Source organism: Micromonospora phaseoli, assembly GCF_900109115.1.
In the GTDB taxonomy this organism is placed as follows: Bacteria; Actinomycetota; Actinomycetes; order Mycobacteriales; family Micromonosporaceae; genus Micromonospora; species Micromonospora phaseoli.
On record NZ_FNYV01000001.1, the window covers coordinates 326180 to 346457 of the forward strand.

18 protein-coding genes are annotated in these 20278 nt (G+C 72.1%); 16 read left to right on the forward strand and 2 right to left on the reverse strand.

The annotated features are described in order from the left end of the window. Positions 1-12: 12 nt before the first annotated feature. The 9 genes from BMY89_RS01500 (at position 13) to BMY89_RS01540 (ending at position 9584) form a co-directional block, all read left to right on the forward strand. A complete protein-coding gene (locus BMY89_RS01500) occupies positions 13-2844 on the forward strand; it encodes a Na+/H+ antiporter subunit A (protein WP_092373781.1) in 2832 nt (943 codons plus the stop codon). A 20-nt stretch (positions 2845-2864) separates the two neighbouring features. Further along, positions 2865-3305, forward strand: coding sequence for a Na(+)/H(+) antiporter subunit C (locus tag BMY89_RS01505; RefSeq protein WP_092373783.1), 441 nt, complete (start codon positions 2865-2867; stop codon positions 3303-3305). Positions 3306-3342: 37 nt separating this feature from the next. Beyond that, positions 3343-4845, forward strand: coding sequence for a Na+/H+ antiporter subunit D (locus tag BMY89_RS01510; RefSeq protein WP_092373785.1), 1503 nt, complete (start codon positions 3343-3345; stop codon positions 4843-4845). Then, a complete protein-coding gene (locus BMY89_RS01515) occupies positions 4842-5450 on the forward strand; it encodes a Na+/H+ antiporter subunit E (protein WP_092373787.1) in 609 nt (202 codons plus the stop codon). The genes BMY89_RS01510 and BMY89_RS01515 overlap by 4 nt, the downstream gene beginning before the upstream one ends. Continuing rightward, complete coding sequence (locus BMY89_RS01520; RefSeq protein WP_092373789.1) at positions 5447-5710, forward strand: MrpF/PhaF family protein; 264 nt, start codon at positions 5447-5449, stop codon at positions 5708-5710. The genes BMY89_RS01515 and BMY89_RS01520 overlap by 4 nt, the downstream gene beginning before the upstream one ends. After that, a complete protein-coding gene (gene mnhG, locus BMY89_RS01525; protein ID WP_092373791.1) occupies positions 5707-6042 on the forward strand; it encodes a monovalent cation/H(+) antiporter subunit G in 336 nt (111 codons plus the stop codon). Before BMY89_RS01520 ends, mnhG begins: the two co-directional genes overlap by 4 nt. Before the next feature lie 190 nt (positions 6043-6232). After that, positions 6233-7585 (forward strand): hemolysin family protein, encoded by a 1353-nt coding sequence (locus BMY89_RS01530; protein ID WP_092373793.1) that lies wholly within the window; start codon positions 6233-6235, stop codon positions 7583-7585. Beyond that, on the forward strand, positions 7582-8649 hold the full coding sequence (locus tag BMY89_RS01535; protein WP_092373795.1) for a hemolysin family protein: 1068 nt from the start codon (positions 7582-7584) through the stop codon (positions 8647-8649). Before BMY89_RS01530 ends, BMY89_RS01535 begins: the two co-directional genes overlap by 4 nt. An 11-nt stretch (positions 8650-8660) precedes the next feature. Next, positions 8661-9584 carry a sporulation protein gene (locus BMY89_RS01540; RefSeq protein WP_092373797.1) on the forward strand — a complete coding sequence of 308 codons (924 nt, stop codon included), beginning with the start codon at positions 8661-8663 and terminating at the stop codon, positions 9582-9584. A gap of 10 nt (positions 9585-9594) precedes the next feature. On the opposite strand, the gene leuE is transcribed toward BMY89_RS01540, so the two are convergent. Continuing rightward, the gene (leuE, locus tag BMY89_RS01545) at positions 9595-10257 is read right to left on the reverse strand and encodes a leucine efflux protein LeuE (protein ID WP_092373799.1); all 663 of its coding nucleotides are present in this window, start codon (positions 10255-10257) and stop codon (positions 9595-9597) included. Beyond that, positions 10254-11498 carry a bifunctional pyridoxamine 5'-phosphate oxidase family protein/GNAT family N-acetyltransferase gene (locus BMY89_RS01550; RefSeq protein ID WP_092373801.1) on the reverse strand — a complete coding sequence of 415 codons (1245 nt, stop codon included), beginning with the start codon at positions 11496-11498 and terminating at the stop codon, positions 10254-10256. Before BMY89_RS01550 ends, leuE begins: the two co-directional genes overlap by 4 nt. A gap of 52 nt (positions 11499-11550) precedes the next feature. Here BMY89_RS01550 and BMY89_RS01555 point away from each other — a divergent pair, with 52 nt between their 5' ends. The 7 genes from BMY89_RS01555 to rny all read left to right on the forward strand — a co-directional run bounded on the left by BMY89_RS01555 (position 11551) and on the right by rny (position 20163). After that, positions 11551-12891, forward strand: coding sequence for an aminotransferase class I/II-fold pyridoxal phosphate-dependent enzyme (locus BMY89_RS01555; protein ID WP_092373803.1), 1341 nt, complete (start codon positions 11551-11553; stop codon positions 12889-12891). A gap of 35 nt (positions 12892-12926) precedes the next feature. Further along, entirely contained in the window at positions 12927-14066 is a 1140-nt protein-coding gene (locus tag BMY89_RS01560; protein WP_092373805.1) for an acyl-CoA dehydrogenase family protein, read from the forward strand. A 66-nt stretch (positions 14067-14132) separates the two neighbouring features. Continuing rightward, positions 14133-15497 carry an MFS transporter gene (locus BMY89_RS01565; protein ID WP_092373807.1) on the forward strand — a complete coding sequence of 455 codons (1365 nt, stop codon included), beginning with the start codon at positions 14133-14135 and terminating at the stop codon, positions 15495-15497. 5 nt (positions 15498-15502) lie between these two features. Further along, the gene (locus BMY89_RS01570) at positions 15503-15703 is read left to right on the forward strand and encodes a DUF3046 domain-containing protein (protein ID WP_092373809.1); all 201 of its coding nucleotides are present in this window, start codon (positions 15503-15505) and stop codon (positions 15701-15703) included. Between the two features lie 185 nt (positions 15704-15888). Continuing rightward, entirely contained in the window at positions 15889-16935 is a 1047-nt protein-coding gene (gene recA, locus BMY89_RS01575; protein ID WP_092373811.1) for a recombinase RecA, read from the forward strand. Between the two features lie 10 nt (positions 16936-16945). After that, a complete protein-coding gene (locus tag BMY89_RS01580; protein ID WP_092373813.1) occupies positions 16946-17617 on the forward strand; it encodes a regulatory protein RecX in 672 nt (223 codons plus the stop codon). A 779-nt stretch (positions 17618-18396) separates the two neighbouring features. Then, positions 18397-20163, forward strand: a complete 1767-nt coding sequence (gene rny, locus BMY89_RS01585; RefSeq protein ID WP_092373815.1) for a ribonuclease Y — start codon at positions 18397-18399, stop codon at positions 20161-20163. The last annotated feature ends 115 nt before the right edge of the window (positions 20164-20278 follow it).

Below are 20278 nucleotides of genomic sequence, written 5' to 3' on the forward strand. Positions count from 1 at the left end.
CCGGGAGCGCGCGTGCTCGAACTGCTGATCCTGCACCTCGTGGCGGCCCTCGTGGCGCCGCTGCTGGTGCATCGGTGGGGTCCGCGCGCCTGCTACCTGCTGGCCCTCCCGCCCGCCGCCGCCTTCGGCTGGGCACTGGTACGCACACCCGATGTGGTCGACGGCGGCGCGGTCGTCGAGACGTACCCGTGGATTCCGCAACTGGGGCTGGACCTGTCCCTACGGATGACCACCCTGTCCTGGCTGATGACATTGCTGGTCGGCGGCGTGGGCGCGCTGGTGCTGGTCTACAGCGCCCGGTACTTTCCGCCCGGCGCGGTCGGCAACGCCCGGTTCGCCGGCGTGATGGTCGCCTTCGCCGGTGCGATGCTCGGGCTGGTCCTCGCCGACGATCTGCTGCTGCTCTACGTCGGCTGGGAACTCACCACGGTCTTCTCGTACCTGCTGATCGGGCACAGCACCGAGCGGCGGTCCAGCCGCTGGGCGGCGGCCCAGGCACTGATCGTGACCACGCTCGGTGGCCTGGCCATGCTGGTCGGGTTCATCATGCTCGGCCACCACGCGGGCACCTACCGCTGGTCGGAGCTGGCCGAACGTCCGCTGCCCGGTGGCGGCCACCTGGTCGTCGCCGTGCTGCTGATCCTGCTCGGGGCGCTGTCGAAGTCGGCGGTGCTGCCGTTCACCTCGTGGCTGCCGGTGGCGATGGCGGCGCCGACGCCGGTCAGCGCGTACCTGCACGCGGCGGCGATGGTGAAGGCCGGCGTCTACCTGCTCGGCCTGCTCGCACCGGTGCTCGCCGTGGCCGGACCGTGGCGGCCGGTGGTGGTGGTCGCCGGCCTGGCGACCATGTTGCTGGGCGGTTGGGCGGCGTTGCGGCAGACCGACCTGAAACTGCTGCTCGCGCACGGAACGGTCAGCCAGCTCGGCCTGCTGACGGTGGTGATCGGGGTGGGCACCGCGGACGCCGCGTTGGCCGGTGTCGCGATGCTGCTCGCCCACGCCCTGTTCAAAGCGGCGCTGTTCCTCGTCGTCGGCGTGATCGACCACGGTGCCGGCACCCGGGACCTGCGCGAGCTGTCCGGCCTGCGCCGGACCGCACCGGTCCTGACCGGCGTGGCGGTGCTCGCCGCCGCGTCGATGGCGGGCCTGCCACCGCTGCTCGGTTTCGTCGCGAAGGAGGCCGTCTTCGCCGCCTTCACCGATCAGCCGCTGGTGCTGGCGGGGCTGGTGGCCGGCACCGCGCTCACCGTGGCGTACAGCATCAGGTTCCTCTGGGGAGCCTTCGCCACCCGCCCCGGCGCGGCCCCGACGGAGCTGGGGCGGATCGGGCTGCCGCTGCTGGTGCCACCGCTGCTGCTGGCCGTGGTCGGTCTCGTCGCGGGCCCGGCGGCAGGGGTGCTGGACCACCTGCTTCGTCCGTACCCCGAACTGCTCGGCAGCGTCGAGGAGCACCTGGCGTTGTGGCACGGCCTCACCCCGGCGCTCGGGCTGTCCGCGCTGGCCGTGGCGGGCGGGGCGGCGCTGTTCGCGCTGCGTGGCCCGCTGGCCCCGGCGCTGGCCCGGCTGCGCTCGCCGGTCACCGGGCAGCAGGGGTACGAGTGGATCACCCAGCGCTTCGATCGGGCCGCCGTGGACGTCACCAGCGTCACCCAGCGGGGATCACTGCCGCAGTACCTCGGGCTCATCCTGATCGTGCTGGCCGCGGTGCCGGGCGGGGCGCTCTTCCTCACCCGGCCCTGGGAGCAGCCGCTCGCATTGTGGGGCAGCCCCGCGCAGCCGGTGGTCCTGCTGGTGATCAGCGTCGCCGCCCTGCTCGCCGTGGGCGCCCGGCGGCGGCTGACCGCGATGCTGCTGGTCGGGATGACCGGCTACGGCACCGCGATGCTGTTCGTGCTCTACGGTGCGCCGGATCTGGCGCTGACCCAGTTCCTCGTGGAGACCATGACCATCGCGATCTTCGTGCTGGTGCTGCGCCGGTTGCCGGAGCGATTCTCGATCCGGCCGCTGCGGCGTAGCCGCTGGATCCGCCGCACGATCGGCGTGATCGTCGGTACGACGGTAGCCGGCCTGGCCGTCGGCGCCGCGGCGGCCCGGCAGGCGCGCTCCATCTCCGAGGACTTCCCGCACCTGGCGGTCGAGCAGGGGCACGGCCGCAACGTGGTCAACGTGACGTTGGTGGACATCCGCGCCTGGGACACCCTGGGCGAGGTGGCGGTGCTGGTGGTGGCCGCCACCGGGGTGGCGAGCCTGATCTTCCAGCAGTCCCGCACCGGGCCGCGTCCGCGGCGGCGGGACAGCGGCGGCGAGGAGGCCTTCCCCGGTCGGCCGGTCTGGCTGCGCGGCGGCGCCACGCTGCACGAGCGGCACCGGTCGATCGTGTTGGAGGTGGTCACCCGGCTGATCTCCCACACCGCGGTGGTCTTCTCCCTCTACCTGCTGTTCTCCGGACACAACGCCCCCGGCGGGGGCTTCGCCGGAGGACTCGTGGCCAGCCTGGCGCTGACCATGCGGTACCTCGCCGGTGGCCGGTACGAGTTGGTCGAGGCCGCGCCGATCGGCGCCGGCACCGTGCTCGGCGCCGGGCTGCTGCTCACCGTCGGCAGCGCGGTGGTCTCCCTGCTCGCCGGCGGTGCCGTGCTGCGGAGCACCACGATCGATCTCTGGCTTCCGGTGATCGGGGACTTCTACCTGGTCACCTCCCTCTTCTTCGACGTCGGTGTCTACCTGGTGGTGATCGGGCTGGCGCTGGACGTGTTGCGCAGTCTCGGCGCCGAGGTGGACCGGCACATCGAGGCGGCCGCCGGTGGTCCGGCGGCCGCCGGTGGTCAGGGGGAGGCACGGTGAGAACCGCCGGAGCCAATCTGATGTCCTTCCTGGCGATCGGGGTGCTCGTCGGCTGCGGCGTGACCCTGCTGCTGGAACGGAGCCTGAGTCGGGTGCTGCTCGGCGTCATCCTGATCAGCAACGGGGTCAATCTGCTGATCATCTTTGGTGGCCGGTCCGGGGAGCCGCCGGTGGTCGGGGTCACCGACGAGGCGGCGATGAGCGATGCGCTGCCCCAGGCGATGGTGCTCACCGCCATCGTGATCACCTTCGGGTTCACCGCCTTCCTGCTGGCGATCAGCTATCGCAGCTGGTACCTGACCGGCGACGACGAGGTGCCCGACGACGTCGAGGACCGGCAGGTCGTGCGCCGGGCCGCGCACCAGGAGGTCTCGACCGCCGATCTCGCGAGCGAGCCGGCCGCCGCCGACCCCCAGCAGGTCGATTCGCCGGCACCTCGCCGTCCGGAGGGGCCGGGATGAGCCGGTACGCGCGACGCCACCCGCAGCGGGGGCGGCGATGAGTGAGCTGGTGCCGCTGCCGGTGGTGCTGCCGTTGCTGGGCGCGGCGCTGACCCTGCTGCTTGCCAACCGGCCGTGGCTGCAACGGGTGGTCAGCGTGGGCTGCCTGAGTACCAGCCTGGTGGTGGCGGTGGTGTTGCTGGTGCAGGCGTACCGGCACGGACCCCTGGTGGTGCAGATCGGTGACTGGCCGGCCCCGGTCGGCATCGTGCTGGTCGCCGACCAGTTGGCCGCACTGATGCTGGTGGTCTCCTCGGCGGTGACCCTCTGCGTGCTGCTGTACTCGATCGGGCAGGGGCAGGCGGAGGTCGGTGAGACCGCCCCGGTGTCCATCTTCCACCCGACCTACCTGGTGCTGACCGCTGGCGTGTGCAACGCCTTCCTCGCCGGGGACCTGTTCAACCTCTTCGTCGGCTTCGAGATGCTGCTCGCCGCGAGCTTCGTCCTGATCACCCTGAACGGCACCGGACCGCGGATCCGCACCGGCTCCACGTACGTGGTGGTCAACGTCCTGGCGTCGATGATCTTCCTGATCTCGGTGGGGCTGTTCTACGCGGCGACCGGCACACTCAACCTGGCCCAGCTCACCGCGCGGCTGGACGCGTTGCCGGACGGCGTACGGCTGAGTCTGCAGCTGATGCTGCTGGTGGCCTTCGGTATCAAGGCGGCGGTCTTCCCGCTGTCGGCGTGGCTGCCCGACAGCTACCCGACCGCGCCGGCCCCGGTCACCGCCGTCTTCGCCGGCCTGCTCACCAAGGTCGGCGTGTACGCGATCATCCGGACCCAGACCCTCCTCTTCCCGGATCAGCAGGCCGGCGAGCTGCTGATGGTGGCGGCCGGACTGACCATGGTGGTCGGCATCCTCGGCGCGGTGGCCCAGTCGGACATGAAGCGGCTGCTGTCGTTCACGCTGGTCAGCCACATCGGCTACATGATCTTCGGAGTGGGGCTCAGCACGGTCGCCGGGCTGGTCGGGGCCATCTTCTACGTGGTCCACCACATCACCATCCAGACCACCCTGTTCCTGGTCACCGGTCTGGTCGAGCAGCGGGCCGGCAGCACTGACCTGCGTCAGCTCGGCGGCCTGGCCCGGCTTACGCCGCTGCTCGGTGTGCTCTTCTTCGTCTCGGCGATGAACCTCGCGGGCATCCCGCCGTTCTCCGGTTTCCTGGGCAAGCTCGGCCTGCTCCAGGCCGGCGTCGCCGCCGGCGGACCGCTGCCCTGGACGCTGGTGGTCGTCGGCACCGTGACCAGCCTGCTCACCCTCTACGTGGCGAGCCGGGTGTGGAACATCGCCTTCTGGCGGTCGCCCTGCCGGATCGTCGCGCCGACCGCCCCGCTGCCCGCGCTGATGGTCGGCGCCACGGTCGCCCTGGTGGCGCTCGGCGTGGCGCTGACCGTGGTGGCCGGTCCGCTGTTCGAGGTGACCGCGGGTGCGGCGGCCGATCTGATGGAGCGGACCCCGTACGTGCGGGCCGTCCTGCCCGGCGGGGCGTCGTGACCTCGCCCGGCACCGGCGCGGCGCGACCGTCCGGGACCAGTCGCCGGGCTCAGGCCTGGGCGGGCCGCCGGCGCGACCAGGTGATCGCGTACGGCTGGCTGGTGCTGGTCTGGAACCTCTTCTGGGGGGATTTCAGTTGGGGAAATCTGCTCGGTGGCCTGCTGGTGGCCGCCGCGGTGCTGGTGTTCTTCCCACTTCCGCCGGTGACCTTCAGTGGCCGGCTGAGGCTGCGCGGGCTGCTGGTGTTCGTGGGGCGGTTCGTCGTCGAACTGGTCCGGGCCAGCGCGCACGTGGCCCGGATCGCGGTGCAGCCCGGCTATGTTCCCCGTTCGGCCATCATCGCGGTTCAGTTGCGGGTGCCCACCGATCTCGGTCTGGCCCTCACCGCCGAGGTGCTCTCCCTGGTGCCGGGCACGTTGATCGTGGAGGTGGACCGGGACGCCGGAATCCTCTACGTGCACGTGCTCGACGTGCACGGCCCCGCCGACCTCGCCGCCAGCCGCGCCCGGATCCGGGACGTGGAGCGGCGGATCGTCGAGACGGTCGGCTCGGACGCCGAACTGCGCATGGTCCGTTCCGCTAGAGTCGACAAGGAGTTCTCGTGAACGCTGTGGTCGCCATCCTCCTGGCCGGCCTGCTGTCGCTGACCGCCCTGCTCGCCCTCGTCCGGCTCTACCGGGGCCCGACGCTGCTGGATCGGGTGGTCGCCGCCGACATGCTGCTCGCCACGATCCTCGGTGCGGTCGGCGCGGAGGCGGCGGTCAACCGGCACGCCACCACGCTTCCGGTGCTGGTGGTGCTCGCCCTGCTCGGCTTCGTCGGTTCGGTCTCCCTGGTCCGCTTCGCCGTCCGGGACGAGCCGTGACGCCGGGTGCGGTCGCCGACTGGCTCGGCGCCGTCAGCCTGGTCGCCGGTGCGCTGCTGAGCCTCGCCGCCGCGATCGGAGTGCTCCGCTTCCCGGACACGCTGAGCCGGATGCACGCGGCGACCAAGCCGCAGGTGCTGGGGGTGCTGTTGCTGCTGCTCGGGTTGGGCCTGCGCCTGCGCAGCCCCTCCGACCTGGGCATGATCGTGCTTGTCGGGGTGTTCCAGTTGGCCACCGCACCGGTCGCCGCGCAGATGATCGGCCGGGCGGCGTACCGCAGCGGGCGGGTGGACCGGGACCTGCTCGACGTCGACGAACTGGCCGACCGCTGACCGGAGGTCACCGCGACGGCGACCGAGGTCGCCGGGGTCGGACCGGGGTACGCACACCTGCCCGCCGCGGGTACCGACGCCGGTAGAATGACGGCATGATCGACTCTTCTGCCCAGGAGGGCAGCAGTAGCCAGCCGGGTAAGCCCCGGCATCCCCACGCACCGACGGCCCCGGGAGCCCTGAGTTTCCCGTGCTGATCCTCGTCGGTCTTCTTCTGATCATCGTCTTGACCGTCGCGACGGGCTACTTCGTCGCGCAGGAGTTCGGCTACGTCGCCGTCGACCGCGGCAAACTGAAGCAACTCGCCGGCCAGGGCGACCAGGCGGCTGCCCGTGCCCTCGAGGTCAGCGCTCGGCTGTCGTTCATGCTCTCCGGCGCCCAGCTCGGCATCACCGTGACCGCCCTGCTGGTCGGTTACGCCGCCGAGCCCTACCTCGGTGCCGGCCTGGCCGAGCTGCTCGGCGTGGCCGGCGTCTCCGCCGGTGTCTCCCTGCCGCTGTCGATCGTGCTGGCCCTGGTCATCGCCACCGTGGTGCAGATGGTGGTGGGTGAGCTGGCCCCGAAGAATCTGGCCATCGCCCGTCCCGAGCAGGTCGCCCGGGCGCTGGCCCGCTCCACCCTGTTCTACCTGGCCATCGCCGGTCCGGTGATCAAGCTGTTCGACCGGGCCGCGGTGCGGCTGCTGCGCCGGATCGGCATCGAGCCCATCGAGGAGCTGCCCAGCGGCGCCACGCCCGAGGACCTGGAGCGGATCATCGCCGAGTCCCGGTTGGGGGGCCACCTCGACGCGGAGATGTCGACGCTGCTGGACCGGGGGCTCGACTTCCGCCAGCTGACCGCCGGCGAGGCCATGGTGCCCCGGGTCCACGTGCACACCCTCCGGGCGCACGAGCCGGTCAGCCGGGTGGTCGAGCTGCTCGACACCGGCCATTCCCGCTTCCCGGTGCGGGGAGCGGAGGGCGTCGACGATCTGATCGGCGTGATCGGCATCGCCGACGTGCTGCGGGTCCCCCCGGCGCAGCGCGCCACCACCCAGATCAGCGCGGTGGCCGGCCCGCCGCTGCTGGTGCCCGAGACGCTGCCGCTGCCCACCGTGCTGGACCGGCTCCGCTCGGGGCACCGGCAACTCGCCTGCGTGGTCGACGAGTACGGCGGCTTCGCCGGCGTCATCACGCTGGAGGACATCGCCGAGGAGTTGGTCGGCCCGATCCGTGACGAGGACGACCCGCCGGAGCGGGCCCCGGCACGGCAGGACGACGGCTCGTGGGTGGTGCCCGCGCGCTGGCGGATCGACGAGGTCGCCGACAGCACCGGCATCGCCCTGCCCGAACGTCCCGAGTACGACACCCTCTCCGGGCTGGTGATGCGCGAACTGGGCCGGGTGCCTGAGGTCGGTGACCGGCTGGAGATCGACCTGCCGGTCGACGGGGACAACGGCGAGGTCTCGCCACGCGCCCTGGTCGAGGTGCTCGCGGTCGACCGGCACGTGGCCGACTCGGTCCGTCTCCAGATCACCGGCGGGCACGAGGAGGTGTCGGCATGAGCACGGGCTTCGCGCTGATCACCTCCGTGGTCCTGCTGGCGCTCAACGGATTCTTCGTCGCCGCCGAGTTCGCCCTGGTGGCGAGCAAGCGGTACCGGCTCGAACAGGCGGCAGCCGGCGGGGGCCGGGCCGCCCGAGCCGCACTCGACGGCGTACGCGAGCTGTCGCTGATGCTGGCCGGTGCGCAGCTCGGCATCACGCTGTGCACGCTGGGCCTCGGCGCACTGGCCGAGCCGGCGATCGAGCGTCTGCTCAGCCCGCTGCTGCACGCCGTCGGCCTGCCGTACGGTGCGAGCCACGTGATCGCGCTGATCTTCGCGCTGAGCCTGGTCACGTTCCTGCACCTGGTGGTCGGCGAGATGGCGCCGAAGTCGTGGGCGATCACCGACCCGGAGCGCTCCGCGCTGCTGCTGGCCCTGCCGTTCCGGGCGTTCGCCCGGGTGGCCCGGCCGGTGCTGTCGGTTCTCAACGCGGTGGCCAACGCGATGCTGCGGCTGGTCAAGGTCAACCCGCAGGATCAGTTGGCCCAGGTGCACGGCCCCGACGAGCTGCGGATGCTGCTGGAGCAGTCGCGGGAGCACGGGCTGCTCGGCGCTGCCCAGCACGAGCTGCTGACCAGCATGCTGGAGTTGCAGGGCACCACCATCGCCCAGGTGATGGAGCCGTTCGACCGGATGGTGACCGTCCGCCGGGAAGACCCGGTGGATCGGATCGAGCAGGTCAGTCGGGACAGCGGCCGGTCACGGATGGCGGTGCTGGACGCGGCCGGCGACGTCTGCGGCCTGGTGCACGTCCGCGAGGCGGTGCGGGCCATCGCCAGCCGGCCCGACGCCACCGCGGCGGACCTGATGAACGACGCGATCACGCTGCCCGACTCGGCCACCGTCACCGAGGCGGTGGCCGTGATGCGGGCCCGCCAGTCCCAGCTCGCGCTGGTCCGCAACGGGGGTGGTCCGGCCCGTCCGGTCGGCTTCGTCGCCCTGGAGGACCTGCTCGAGGAGGTCATCGGGGAGTTCGACGACGAGACCGACCCGGTCCCTCGCGCGGCGCGCCGGCTGAGATAGGAGCGACACGGGTGCGGCTGACGGGGGTGTCACCGGAGTCGGGCGGAACGGGCCTGACGGTGCGGACCACGCTGGCCAACCCGTCCACCCGCCCCGGCCTGCGGCTGCCGGGGCGGGTGGATCTCGTCGCCGGCGCCGTCGACGTGCCGGTCTTCCACGTCCGGCTCGGCCTGGTCAGCACGGTCGAGCCGGACGATCCGGAGGCCCCCCGCCGGCTGGTGCAGTTCCACCAGGCGCAGGTGGCGGAGGCTCTGTTGCTGCGGGCCGGGCAGGCCCGGTCGATTCCGTTCGAGTTTCCGCTGCCGTGGGAGACCCCGGTGACCACCCTGGGTGGGACACCGCTGCTGAGCCTGCGGATGGGTCTGCGGACGGAGGTGGCGATCGAGCCGGCGTTGGACCAGGGCGCCATGGTGCCGGTCTTCGTCCACCCACTGCCCACCCAGCAGCAGGTACTGGCCGCGCTGGACGCGCTGGGATTCCGCGTCCGCCAGGCGGGGCTGGTCGACGGCCGGTTGCCGGCGGTGGACCAGGCCCTGCCGCTGCACCAGCGGTGGGGCTTCTGGGTGGGTCCGCTCTACGCCGGGCCGATCACCGAGTTGGAGGTGATCTTCGTCGCCAACTCCGCCGGCATCGAGGTGATCCTCTGGTGCGACCGACGGCTGGCACTGGCCGGGATCACCCACACCAGCATCAGTCGGTTCCGCAGCTGGCACGCCGGCGCCGATCAGCGGGACTGGGTGACCACGGTCGACGGGTGGCTGCGCGAGGCTATCAACCGGCATGCGGCCGCCGCGTCCCACGCCGACTGGTCGGCACCGATCACCCACTCGGCCCACGTCAGCCGGTCACCCGACGAGCCGATCCCGCCGGGCTTCGGCCTGGGCGGTACGGCGGGCGGTGCCGGCGTCGGTGGCGGCGGTGGCGACGGCACCTGACCTGTTGTCCTCACCCCTGGGCGAGCTTGAGGCCGAAGCCGAGGAAGAGCGCGCCCACCGCGCTGGTCGCGCCGACCGCCAGCCGGCGGCGCCGGCTGAACTGGGCGGCCAGGAACGTCCCGGCGAAGATCAGCGCGGTCAGGTAGAGCGCACTGGTGACCTGGGCGATCAGGCCGAGCAGCAGGAAGGACAGCGCGGGCCAGGGATAGGTCGGATCGACGAACTGGATGAAGAACGAGACGAAGAACAGGATCGCCTTCGGGTTGAGCAGGCTGATCACCAGTGCCTTGCGGAACGGGCTGCGCATCGCCGCCGGTGGGGCGGCGTCGATCAGCCGCGGGGTGTCCGGGTCGTTGCGGTCCCGCCAGCGCCGCCAGGCGCCGCGCAGCATGGTCAACCCCACATAGCCCAGGTACGCGGCGCCCGCGTACTTGATCACAAGGAAGATCGGTGGGTACGCCTTGATCAGCGACGCCACCCCGGCGGCGGAGAGGAACATGAGGATCGCATCGCCGACCCACACTCCGCTCGCCGCCTGGTAGCCGACGCCGACCCCGCGCCGGGCGGCGGTGGCGAGGACGAAGAGCGAGTTGGGTCCGGGCAGCAGCACGATGGCCACGGTGCCCAGCACGTAAGTCCAGATGTCGGTGATCCCCAGCACGCCCGACATCATCCGGCGACGGTGGCCTTCGCGCGAAGCCTTTCCCGCAGCTTGACCTGTGCGTTCGGCCACTCGTCGATGGTCATCGAATACTGCACGGTGTCCCGCCACGAGTTGTCCGGACGCAGCCGGTGCATCCGCAGCACCCCCTCCCGGTGTGCGCCGAGCCGCTCGATCGCCCGCTGTGAGCGCTCGTTGCGGATGTCGGTGTGCCAGAGGACCCGCACCGCGCCCAGCTCGTCGAAGGCGCGGGCGAGCAGCAGCAGCTTCGCCTCGGTGTTGATCGCGGTTCGCCACCACGGTCGGCCGAGGAAGGTGTGCCCGATCGCCACCGACCGCCGCTCGGGATCGATCTCGTAGTACGAGGTGGTGCCGATGACCGCGCCGGTGGCCGCGCACCGCTGCACCCACGGCACCTGCTCGCCACGGTGCCGCGCGGTCAGGTAGTCCCCGATGGCAACGGTCAGCTCCGCGGCGTCGACCGGCTGGCGTCTGCCGAGGTGCCGCCAGACCTCCGGGTCGGCGGTGGCGGCGAACAGTTCGTCGGCGTGCGACAGGTCCAGCGGCTCCAGCCGCACGTACCCGCCGTGCAGCGGCACCGGCTCGTGCCAGGGGGAGCGAGCCGGTTGCAGGTAGGCCGGCACCGCCGTGCTGACCCCGGTGTCGGGCTCGGGCAGCCCGGCGGTCAGCCGCAACGGCACCACCCCGGCCCAGTGCGGCAGGTCGAGGTCGGTCGGCTCGTCCCGCACCCCGCCGTCGCGGGCCCGTACCGACACCTCCATCAGCGGTAGTGCCAGCACCGCGGTCTCGGCGAGCTCCCGCCGGCTCGGCGGGCGGCTGTCCGCCGCGCGTCCGGTGGCGGTCTTCTCCACCAGGGCGGTGCAGACCCTGGCCCGCTCGTCCGGATCGGTGACCAGGTGAGCGGTGCCGTGCGCGATCACCGATCGGTAGTTGGCGCTGTGGTGGAACTGCGAGCGGGCGTAGACCAGCCCATCGAGCAGGGTGACCGCCACGCAGACCGGCAGACCGCCGTCCCGGGCGGCCAGCAACGGGCGGCTGCCGGTGGAGCCGTGCAGGTAGAGCGTGTCGCCGATGCGGACGTGCAGGGTGGGCAGCACGCGCGGTTCACCGTCCACGGTGAACCCCAGCGCACAGTGGTATGCCTCGTCGAGCACCGCGTGGGCGGTGTCGCGGTCGTAGCTCATCCGGTCCCGGGAGCGGCTGGCGGTGGTGCGGGCGGTCTGCGCGTACATGCTCCGACCCCTGTTCTGCGGCGAATCATTGTTCTAGTACAATCTCATCTTTGTGGCAGCACGTTATCAGGTGACCGGTGCGACGGCCGTCGAGATTTCGGCCAGCATCGAGTCGGGCATCCGCCGCGCCGACCTCGCCCCCGGTGACCCGCTGCCGCCGGTGCGCGCGCTCGCCACCGCCCTGGCCGTCAGCCCGGCCACCGTCTCCCGCGCCTACGCCGAGCTGCGCCAGCGTGGCCTCGTCGTCACCGCCGGCCGGCACGGCACCCGGGTACGCCCCCGCCCCCCGGTCGCGGCCCGCCGCGCGGCGCTGCGCCCACCACCCGCCCCCGGGCTACGTGACCTGTCCCGGGGCGAACCCGATCCCCGGCTGCTGCCACCGCTGCGCCCGCACCTGGCCACCCTGGCCGACTCCGCCGGTGAGCCGGTGGGCTACCCCGACGTCGGGGTGCTGCCGGAGATGGCCGCGGCGGCCCGGGCGCGACTGGCCGCCGACGGGGTGCCGGCGGCCGAGGTGACCCTCACCGGCGGCGCGCTGGACGGCATCGAGCGCCTGCTCGGTGCGCACCTTCGCCCCGGCGACCCGGTCGCCGTGGAGGACCCGGGCTGGGCCAGCCTGCTCGACCTGCTCGCCGCGCTCGGGCTGCGGCCGATCGGCGTGCCGGTCGACGACGACGGACCGATCGTCACGGGAGTGGCCGCCGCACTCGCCGCCGGCGCCCGGGCACTGATCGTCACCAGCCGGGCACAGAACCCCACCGGCGCGGCCCTCTCCGCCGACCGGGCCGGCGCGCTGCGGGCCCTGCTCGCCGGGCACGCCGACGTGCTGCTGATCGAGGACGACCACGCCGCCGAACTGGCCCGGGTACCGCTGCACCCGCTCGCCGGGGCGACCACCAACTGGGCCTTCCTCCGCTCGGTGAGCAAGCCGTTCGGCCCGGACCTGCGCCTGGCCGTGTTGGCCGGCGACGAGACCACGGTGGCCCGGGTCGCCGGCCGGGCCCGGGTCGGTGCCGGCTGGGTCTCCACCGTGCTGCAACGGCTCGTACTCTCCCTCTGGCGCGACCCGGCGGTGGCCGCCCTGGTCGACCGGGCGGCGGGCAGCTACGAGCGGCGGCGCGACGGACTGATGGCCGCCCTGGCCGACCGGGGCCTGCCGGCACACGGCCGCAGCGGGATCAACGTGTGGCTGCCGGTCACCGACGAGACCGTCGCCTCGACCGTGCTGCGGGACGCCGGCTGGTTGGCCGCGCCCGGCGCGCTGTACCGCATCGCCGGCCCACCCGCGCTGCGGATCACCGTCAGCTCGCTCGACGAGGCGGAGCTGCCGGCGCTGGCCGACGTGCTCGCCCGGGCGGCCCGGCCGGCCCCGCCCGGCGGCTTCACCGCCTGACCTGCCCGTCCGGGGCCGGTGCCACACTTGCCGCTATGGAGCAGCATCTCTACGACCGCGACCACGACGAGTTCCGCGAGCTGTGCCGGACGTTTCTGGCCCGGGAGGCGGTGCCGCACCACGAACGCTGGGAGGCCGACGGGATCGTCGACCGCGAGGTGTGGCGCTCCGCCGGCGCCGCCGGGCTGCTCGGCATGGACGTCGACGAGGCGTACGGCGGAGGCGGGCAGCGGGACTTCCGGTACAACGCGGTCCTGGTCGAGGAGATCGTCACCGCCGGCTGCTCCGGGCTCGGCTTCGGCCTGCACAACGACGTGGTGGCGCCGTACCTCACCGAGCTGACCACGGACGAGCAGCGCAAGCGCTGGCTGCCGGGATTCTGCTCCGGAGACCTGGTCACCGCCATCGCGATGAGCGAACCGGGTGCCGGCTCCGATCTGGCCGGCGTCCGCACCACCGCCGTGCGCGACGGTGACAGCTTCGTGCTCAACGGGCAGAAGACCTTCATCACCAATGGCGAGTTGGCCGACCTGGTGATCGTGGTCGCCCGGACCGCCGACGAGGGCGCGCACGGGGTGAGCCTGATCGTGGTGGAGACCGGGACCGCCGGCTTCACCCGGGGCCGCCGGCTGGCCAAGATCGGGCTGAAGGCCAACGACACCGCCGAACTCTTCTTCGACGACTGCCGGGTGCCGGCGGAGAACCTCATCGGCACCGAGAACCAGGGCTTCTACCACCTGATGGCCAACCTGCCCCGGGAACGGCTCAGCATCGCCATCGCCGCGGTCGCCGCCGCGGAACGGCTGCTCGCGCTGACCCTGGACTACGCGCGTACCCGCGAGGCGTTCGGCCGGCCGATCGGGCGCTTCCAGCACAACCGGTTCCTCCTGGCCGAGCTGGACACCGAGGTCACCATCGCGCGGACCTTCCTCAACCACTGCATCGCCGAGTTCAACGCGGGCCGGCTGTCGGTGACCGACGCGGCCAAGGCCAAGTGGTGGACCACCGAGCTGCAGAACCGGGTCGCCGACCGCTGTGTGCAGCTGCACGGCGGCTACGGCTTCATGCTGGAGTACCCGGTGGCGAGGGCCTGGCTGGACGGCCGGGTGCAGACCATCTACGGCGGCACCACGGAGATCATGAAGGAAATCATCGGGCGTGGTCTGGGGTTGTGACGAAACCGGGCTGCTCTCGTCGGTCGGGTGCGAAAGGATGGCCATCCCCTACCCAGGAGCATTCCGTTGGCCACTGACCTGACGACTGCGCTGCCCGCGCGTCCGGATGTCGCGCCGATCCAGCGGCGTACCCTGCGCCTGCTCTTCACCACCCAGGTCATCGGCGGGATCGGGGTGACCATCGGCATCGCCGTCGGTGCGTTGCTGGCCGCCGAACTCGCCGGCACCGCGGTGGCCGGCCTGGCGCAGAGCGCCGCCGTGGTCGGCGGCGCGCTGCTCGCCGTCCCGGCCACCCGGATCATCACCGGGCACGGTCGCCGCCCGGGTCTGGTCTTCGCGTACGGCGTCGGCGCGCTGGGTGGCGTGCTGGTCGTGCTGGCGGCGGCGACCCGGTGGGTCCCGCTGCTCTTCCTGGGCATGCTGCTCTTCGGCGGTGGTTCCGCGGCCAACCTCCAGGCCCGCTACGCGGCGGTGGACCTCGCCGAGCCGGACCGTCGGGCCCGGCAGTTGTCGCTGATCGTCTGGGCCACCACCATCGGCGCGGTGGCCGCCCCGAACTTCGCCGCGCTCGCCGACCGCACCACCACAGGTTGGGGACTACCGTCGCTGTCCGGCCCGTTCGCGTTCAGCGCCGTCGCGTTCGTGCTCGCCGCCGGCGTACTGCTGCTGGGGTTGCGGCCCGACCCGCTGCTCACCGCGCGCCGGCTCGCGGCGGCCCGCTCGGGCCTCCCCGACGCGGCCGAGGCACCACCGGCGTCGCCCGCCGCCACCCCGGTGCCGGCCGAGCCGGTCGCCGCGCCGGCACCGCCGGCCCAGCGCGGTGCGGGCATGCTCGCCGCCTTCTCGGTGGTACGCGCCAGGCCGGCGGCCCGGCTCGGCGTCGCCGCGGTGGCCGTGGGCCACCTGGTGATGGTGGCGGTGATGGCGATGACCCCGGTGCACCTGCGGGAGTACTACGCCGTCGACGAGGTGCTGCCGGTCGTCGGACTCGTGCTGAGCCTGCACATCGCCGGCATGTACGCGTTGGCGCCGGTGGTCGGCTGGCTCACCGACCGGGCCGGTCGACGCCCGGTCATCCTCGGTGGGATCGGCACGCTGCTGGCGGCCTGTGCGGTCGCCGGCACCGCCGGGCACGACACCTTCCGGCTCACCATCGGTCTGATCCTGCTCGGGCTGGGCTGGTCGGCGACCATGGTGGCCGGTTCCACCCTGCTGTCGGAGTCGGTGCCGGACGCGGTGCGCCCGAGTGCGCAGGGCCTGTCCGACCTGGTCATGGGGTTGGCCGGGGCGTTGGCGGGGGCGCTCAGCGGGTTTGTCATGCAGGTGGCGGGTTATCCCGTGCTGACCCTGCTCGCCGCTGTCGCGGTGGCACCCCTGCTGGCGCTAGCGTTGCGGCCGGTGCCGGTGGGCGCACCGGACGAGGAGGACTGATCACGTTGCGGCTGACCGACTTCTGGGCACGACTGGCGGAGGCGTTCGGGCCGGGGTACGCGGCCAGCATCGCCAGCGACCAGGTGCTGCCGGAGCTCGGTGGGCGGACCATCGAGCAGGCCCTCGCGGCCGGTGAGGCGACGCACGTGGTGTGGCGCGCGGTGGTGGCCGCCTACCCGGATCGAGTGCCCGCCCGGCTACGCTGAGCACCCGATTCGCTACTTCCGCGTGTCCCTTGCCGACTCGTACACCTGTTCGGCTATTGTCCACAGCGGGGTGCTCGTCCACAGATCACGGCCCGTCGGCTGGTTTTCTGTCGGACCCAGCGCCTAGCGTGTCCCGCGTGACGCGAAGCTCAGGAAAGACGCCGGCGAAGGCAGGGGTGGCAACGATGGCGGCAGGTCCTGACCGGGAGAAGGCGCTCGACCTTGCTCTCGCTCAGATCGACAAGCAGTTCGGCAAGGGTTCAGTGATGCGCCTGGGGGAGCGGCCGGTCATCCAGACCTCGGTCATTCCCACCGGTTCCATCGCCCTCGACGTGGCGCTCGGCGTGGGCGGTCTGCCCCGTGGCCGGGTGGTCGAGGTCTACGGTCCGGAGAGCAGCGGTAAGACCACGGTCGCGCTGCACGCCGTGGCCAACGCACAGCGGGCCGGCGGCATCGCCGCCTTCATCGACGCCGAGCACGCGCTCGACCCGGATTACGCCAAGGCCCTCGGCGTCGACACCGACGCCCTGCTGGTCTCTCAGCCGGACACCGGCGAGCAGGCGCTGGAGATCGTCGACATGCTGGTCCGCTCCGGCGCGATCGACATCATCGTGATCGACTCGGTGGCGGCCCTGGTGCCGCGCGCCGAGATCGAGGGCGAGATGGGCGACAGCCACGTCGGTCTGCAGGCCCGGCTGATGAGCCAGGCGCTGCGGAAGATCACCGGCGTGCTCAACAACACCGGCACCACCGCGATCTTCATCAACCAGCTCCGCGAGAAGATCGGCGTCATGTTCGGCAGTCCCGAAACGACGACCGGTGGGCGGGCGCTGAAGTTCTACGCCTCGGTCCGGCTCGACGTGCGGCGCATCGAGAGCCTGAAGGACGGCACCGACGTGGTCGGTAACCGCACCCGGGTGAAGGTCGTGAAGAACAAGGTCGCGGCTCCGTTCAAGCAGGCCGAGTTCGACATCATGTACGGCAAGGGCATCTCCCGCGAGGGCTCGCTGATCGACGTCGGTGTCGAGCAGTCGATCATCCGCAAGTCCGGTGCCTGGTACACCTACGACGGTGACCAGCTCGGCCAGGGCAAGGAGAAGGCCCGCGAGTTCCTCCGGGAGAACCCGGACGTGGCCGCCGAGATCGAGAAGAAGATCCTGGAGAAGCTCGGCGTCGGGGTCGGCGCCGGCGACGCCGCCGGTGGCCCGGAGCTGCCGCCGGTCGACTTCTGATCCTTAGGTCGTGGCAGGACGACGTGCTCGTACGGGGCGGGGCTGGGATGCCAGCCCGCCCCGCACGGGTGACGCCACGCCCCGTCCCCGCCGAGGCCGTCGCGCCGCCGGCAACGAGGACGACGCAACCACCTCGGCCGCACCTCGCGACGAGGCCGAGGTGGCCCGGGAGATCTGCCTGCGGCAGCTCGCGGTCCGCCCCCGCACCCGCGCGGAGTTGGCCACCGCGTTGGCCAGGCGGGGCATCTCCGAGGAGACCGCTGCGGGAGTCCTCGACCGCTACGACGAGGTCGGCATCATCGACGACGCCGCCTTCGCCCGGGCCTGGGTGGCCAGTCGGCACGCCGGTCGCGGGCTGGCTCGCCGGGCACTCGCCAACGAGCTGCGTCAGCGCGGCGTCGACGGCGACACCGCCAGCGAAGCGCTCGGCGAGTTGGACGAGACCACCGAGGCGGAGACCGCCCGCGCCCTGGTGGAGCGCAAGCTGCGTACCGCCCGTGGCGAGCCGGACGCGGTGTTCCGGCGGCTGGTCGGCATGCTGGCCCGTAAGGGCTACCCGCCGGGCGTCTCGATCCGGGCCGTGAAGGACGCGCTCGCCGCGCAGAGTGCCGAGGCGGCCGAGTTCGCCGAGCAGATCGACGCCGACGCCCTCGCCGACGCCGAGGGCGAGATCGATCGCTGACCCGGCGATCCCACCCACCGGCGCCGCCGGTCGGGTTGGCCGGTGCGCCACGCCCGGTATGTCGCCCGCCGGCCCGCGAGATCGGGCTCGATCATTTATCGAGTGGCATCCCGCAGGCTTGATGACCACTCGATCCGGGATCGAGCGTGATCTCGGCAGCGCTTACGCTCGGCGGTCGTCGGCCCGGCCGGGTTGGCCGGGTGACGGGTGGCGGGGTGGGGGGTGACCAGCCAGGATGAGTGGCCACCGGGCTGGTTGTTCGTCTTTTTTGCCCACTCAAGTCCGAGTGTTCATAGACGGAGAGTGATTATGCAACTTCTCTCCGTCCGGGTGGTTTGATCATGAGTTCTTGACCGGAGGCCGGTTGAGACCTAGCCTCGCCATAAAGGCTCACATTGCCCGACCAAGCGCAGGCTAAGCGCACAACATAGATCCCGTAACAGAACAGCATCACTTTGGCCGGCACCTCGGCCGCGTACGCCAGCTCCGGACAGGCCGGTCCGGTGCTCGCGTGACACTGCACCCGGCCCGCCGACGTCCCCTGGGGCACCGTCGGCGGAGGAAGCCACCCCACGGCCAGGCGCTCCGGTCGGGCGTCCAGAGCCGCAGGAGTCTGCCCACCGGCAGCTGCTGCGGCGCGACGGTTCAGGGGAGGCGCGCCATGGCGAGGCGAAACAGGTCCACCGGAGTCCCGGCATGAGCCGGCAGCCGGCTGCCGGCGCAGCGGAGTCGCGGACCAGTGACGACGGTGAGCAGGATCCGGCGGCTGGAGCGGCGGCATGAGCGCCTTCGACGTCGTGCTCCTCGCGTCCGTGCTGGTGCTGACCCTGGTGGTGCTCGGTGCGCTCTTCCTCGGGCTTCGGGTGCTGCGCGGGTTGCAGGCGCGCCCGGCACCGGAGGACCCGGCGTACGTCGCCGAGAAGGACCGTCAGGAGCAGTCCCTGGCCGCACTGCGTACCGCCGCGGACGAGGTCAACAGCACCATCGACGTGGCGAAGTCGGCCGCCGCGGCGGCCCGAACGGAGGCGGCGGCCGCCAAGGCGGAGGCGAAGGCGGCCCGAGCAGAGGCACGCCGAGTGCTCGACGACGCCCGCGCCGAGGCGGACACGGTGCTCGAACGGGCGCACAAGCAGGCCGAAGCGGACGCCGAGCAGTTGCGCACCACGGCCCGGCGCAGCGGTGAGCGGGAGGTGGCGGTACTCGCCGCGACCACCCGCGAGCAGGCAGTCGAGGTGGAGCGCCGGGCCACCCGGATGGATGAGCGGGAGCGACTGCACACCGAGGAGGTGGAGCGGCTCGCCGAGCGGGAACGCCAGTTGACCGCGGCGAGTGCCGCCCTGGCCGCCCGCGAGGCGGCGCTCACCGCCCGCGAGGAGGAGCTGACCGAGTCGGAGAACCAGCGGCGGCGCGAGTTGGAGCGGGTCGCCGGGCTGACCGCCGACGCCGCGCGGGCCGAGCTGATCGAGGTGATCGAGACCCAGGCCAAGCGGGAGGCCGCCCTGCTGGTACGAGACATCGAGTCCGACGCCCGGTCCACGGCCGAGCAGCGGGCCCGGCACATCGTGGTCGACGCCATCCAGCGGGTGGCCAGTGAGCAGACGGCCGAGAGCGTGGTGAGCGTGCTGCACCTGCCGGGCGACGAGATGAAGGGGCGGATCATCGGTCGTGAGGGCCGCAACATCCGGGCCTTCGAGTCCGTCACCGGCGTCAACCTGATCATCGACGACACTCCCGAGGCGGTGCTGCTGTCCTGCTTCGACCCGGTACGCCGGGAGGTCGGCCGGCTGACGCTGGAGAAGCTGGTGCTGGACGGCCGGATCCATCCGCACCGGATCGAGGAGGTGCACGAGCTGGCCCGGCAGGAGGTGGATCAGCTGTGCCAGCGGGCCGCCGAGGATGCCCTGGTCACGGTCGGCATCACCGAGATCCACCCGGAGCTGGTCACGCTGCTGGGTCGGCTGCGCTACCGCACGTCGTACGGGCAGAACGTGCTCAAGCACCTGGTGGAGACCGCTCACATCGCCGGCATCATGGCCGCCGAGCTGCGCCTGGACGTGCCGCTGATCAAACGATCGGCGTTCCTGCACGACATCGGCAAGGCGCTCACCCACGAGGTCGAGGGCAGCCACGCGATCATCGGCGCTGATGTGGCTCGCAAGTACGGCGAGAGTGAGGACGTGGTGCACGCCATCGAGGCGCACCACAACGAGGTGCCGCCGCAGACCGTCGAGGCGGTGCTCACCCAGGCCTCCGACGCCTGCTCCGGTGGCCGGCCGGGGGCGCGGCGGGAGAGCCTGGAGGCGTACGTCAAGCGGCTGGAACGGATCGAGGAGATCGCAGCCGGCAAGCTCGGCGTCGAGAAGGTCTTCGCCATGCAGGCGGGCCGGGAGATCCGGGTGATGGTCAAGCCCGACGACGTCGACGACATCGGCGCGGCGGTGCTGGCCCGGGACGTGGCGAAGCAGATCGAGGAGGAGCTGACCTATCCCGGCCAGATCCGAGTGACGGTGGTACGCGAGTCCCGCGTCACCGAGATCGCCCGCTGAGATGTAAGGAAGGGCCCCTTATTAACGCCTCGTGCATAGCAAGGGCCCCCTATTAACGCACGCTCAAAGCGAGCGCCGCGCTTGCGGCGAGCGCCAGGGAGTACGCGATGCGGCG

What these genes read in the sequence shown, in the direction of transcription:
- rny (WP_092373815.1), top strand. Translation starts at nt 18,397, where the DNA reads ATGAGCGCCTTCGACGTCGTGCTCCTCGCGTCCGTGCTGGTGCTGACC.
- recA (WP_092373811.1), top strand. Translation starts at nt 15,889, where the DNA reads ATGGCGGCAGGTCCTGACCGGGAGAAGGCGCTCGACCTTGCTCTCGCT.
- BMY89_RS01505 (WP_092373783.1), top strand. Translation starts at nt 2,865, where the DNA reads ATGTCCTTCCTGGCGATCGGGGTGCTCGTCGGCTGCGGCGTGACCCTG.
- BMY89_RS01510 (WP_092373785.1), top strand. Translation starts at nt 3,343, where the DNA reads ATGAGTGAGCTGGTGCCGCTGCCGGTGGTGCTGCCGTTGCTGGGCGCG.
- leuE (WP_092373799.1), bottom strand. Translation starts at nt 10,257, where the DNA reads ATGATGTCGGGCGTGCTGGGGATCACCGACATCTGGACTTACGTGCTG.
- BMY89_RS01535 (WP_092373795.1), top strand. Translation starts at nt 7,582, where the DNA reads ATGAGCACGGGCTTCGCGCTGATCACCTCCGTGGTCCTGCTGGCGCTC.
- BMY89_RS01560 (WP_092373805.1), top strand. Translation starts at nt 12,927, where the DNA reads ATGGAGCAGCATCTCTACGACCGCGACCACGACGAGTTCCGCGAGCTG.
- BMY89_RS01550 (WP_092373801.1), bottom strand. Translation starts at nt 11,498, where the DNA reads ATGTACGCGCAGACCGCCCGCACCACCGCCAGCCGCTCCCGGGACCGG.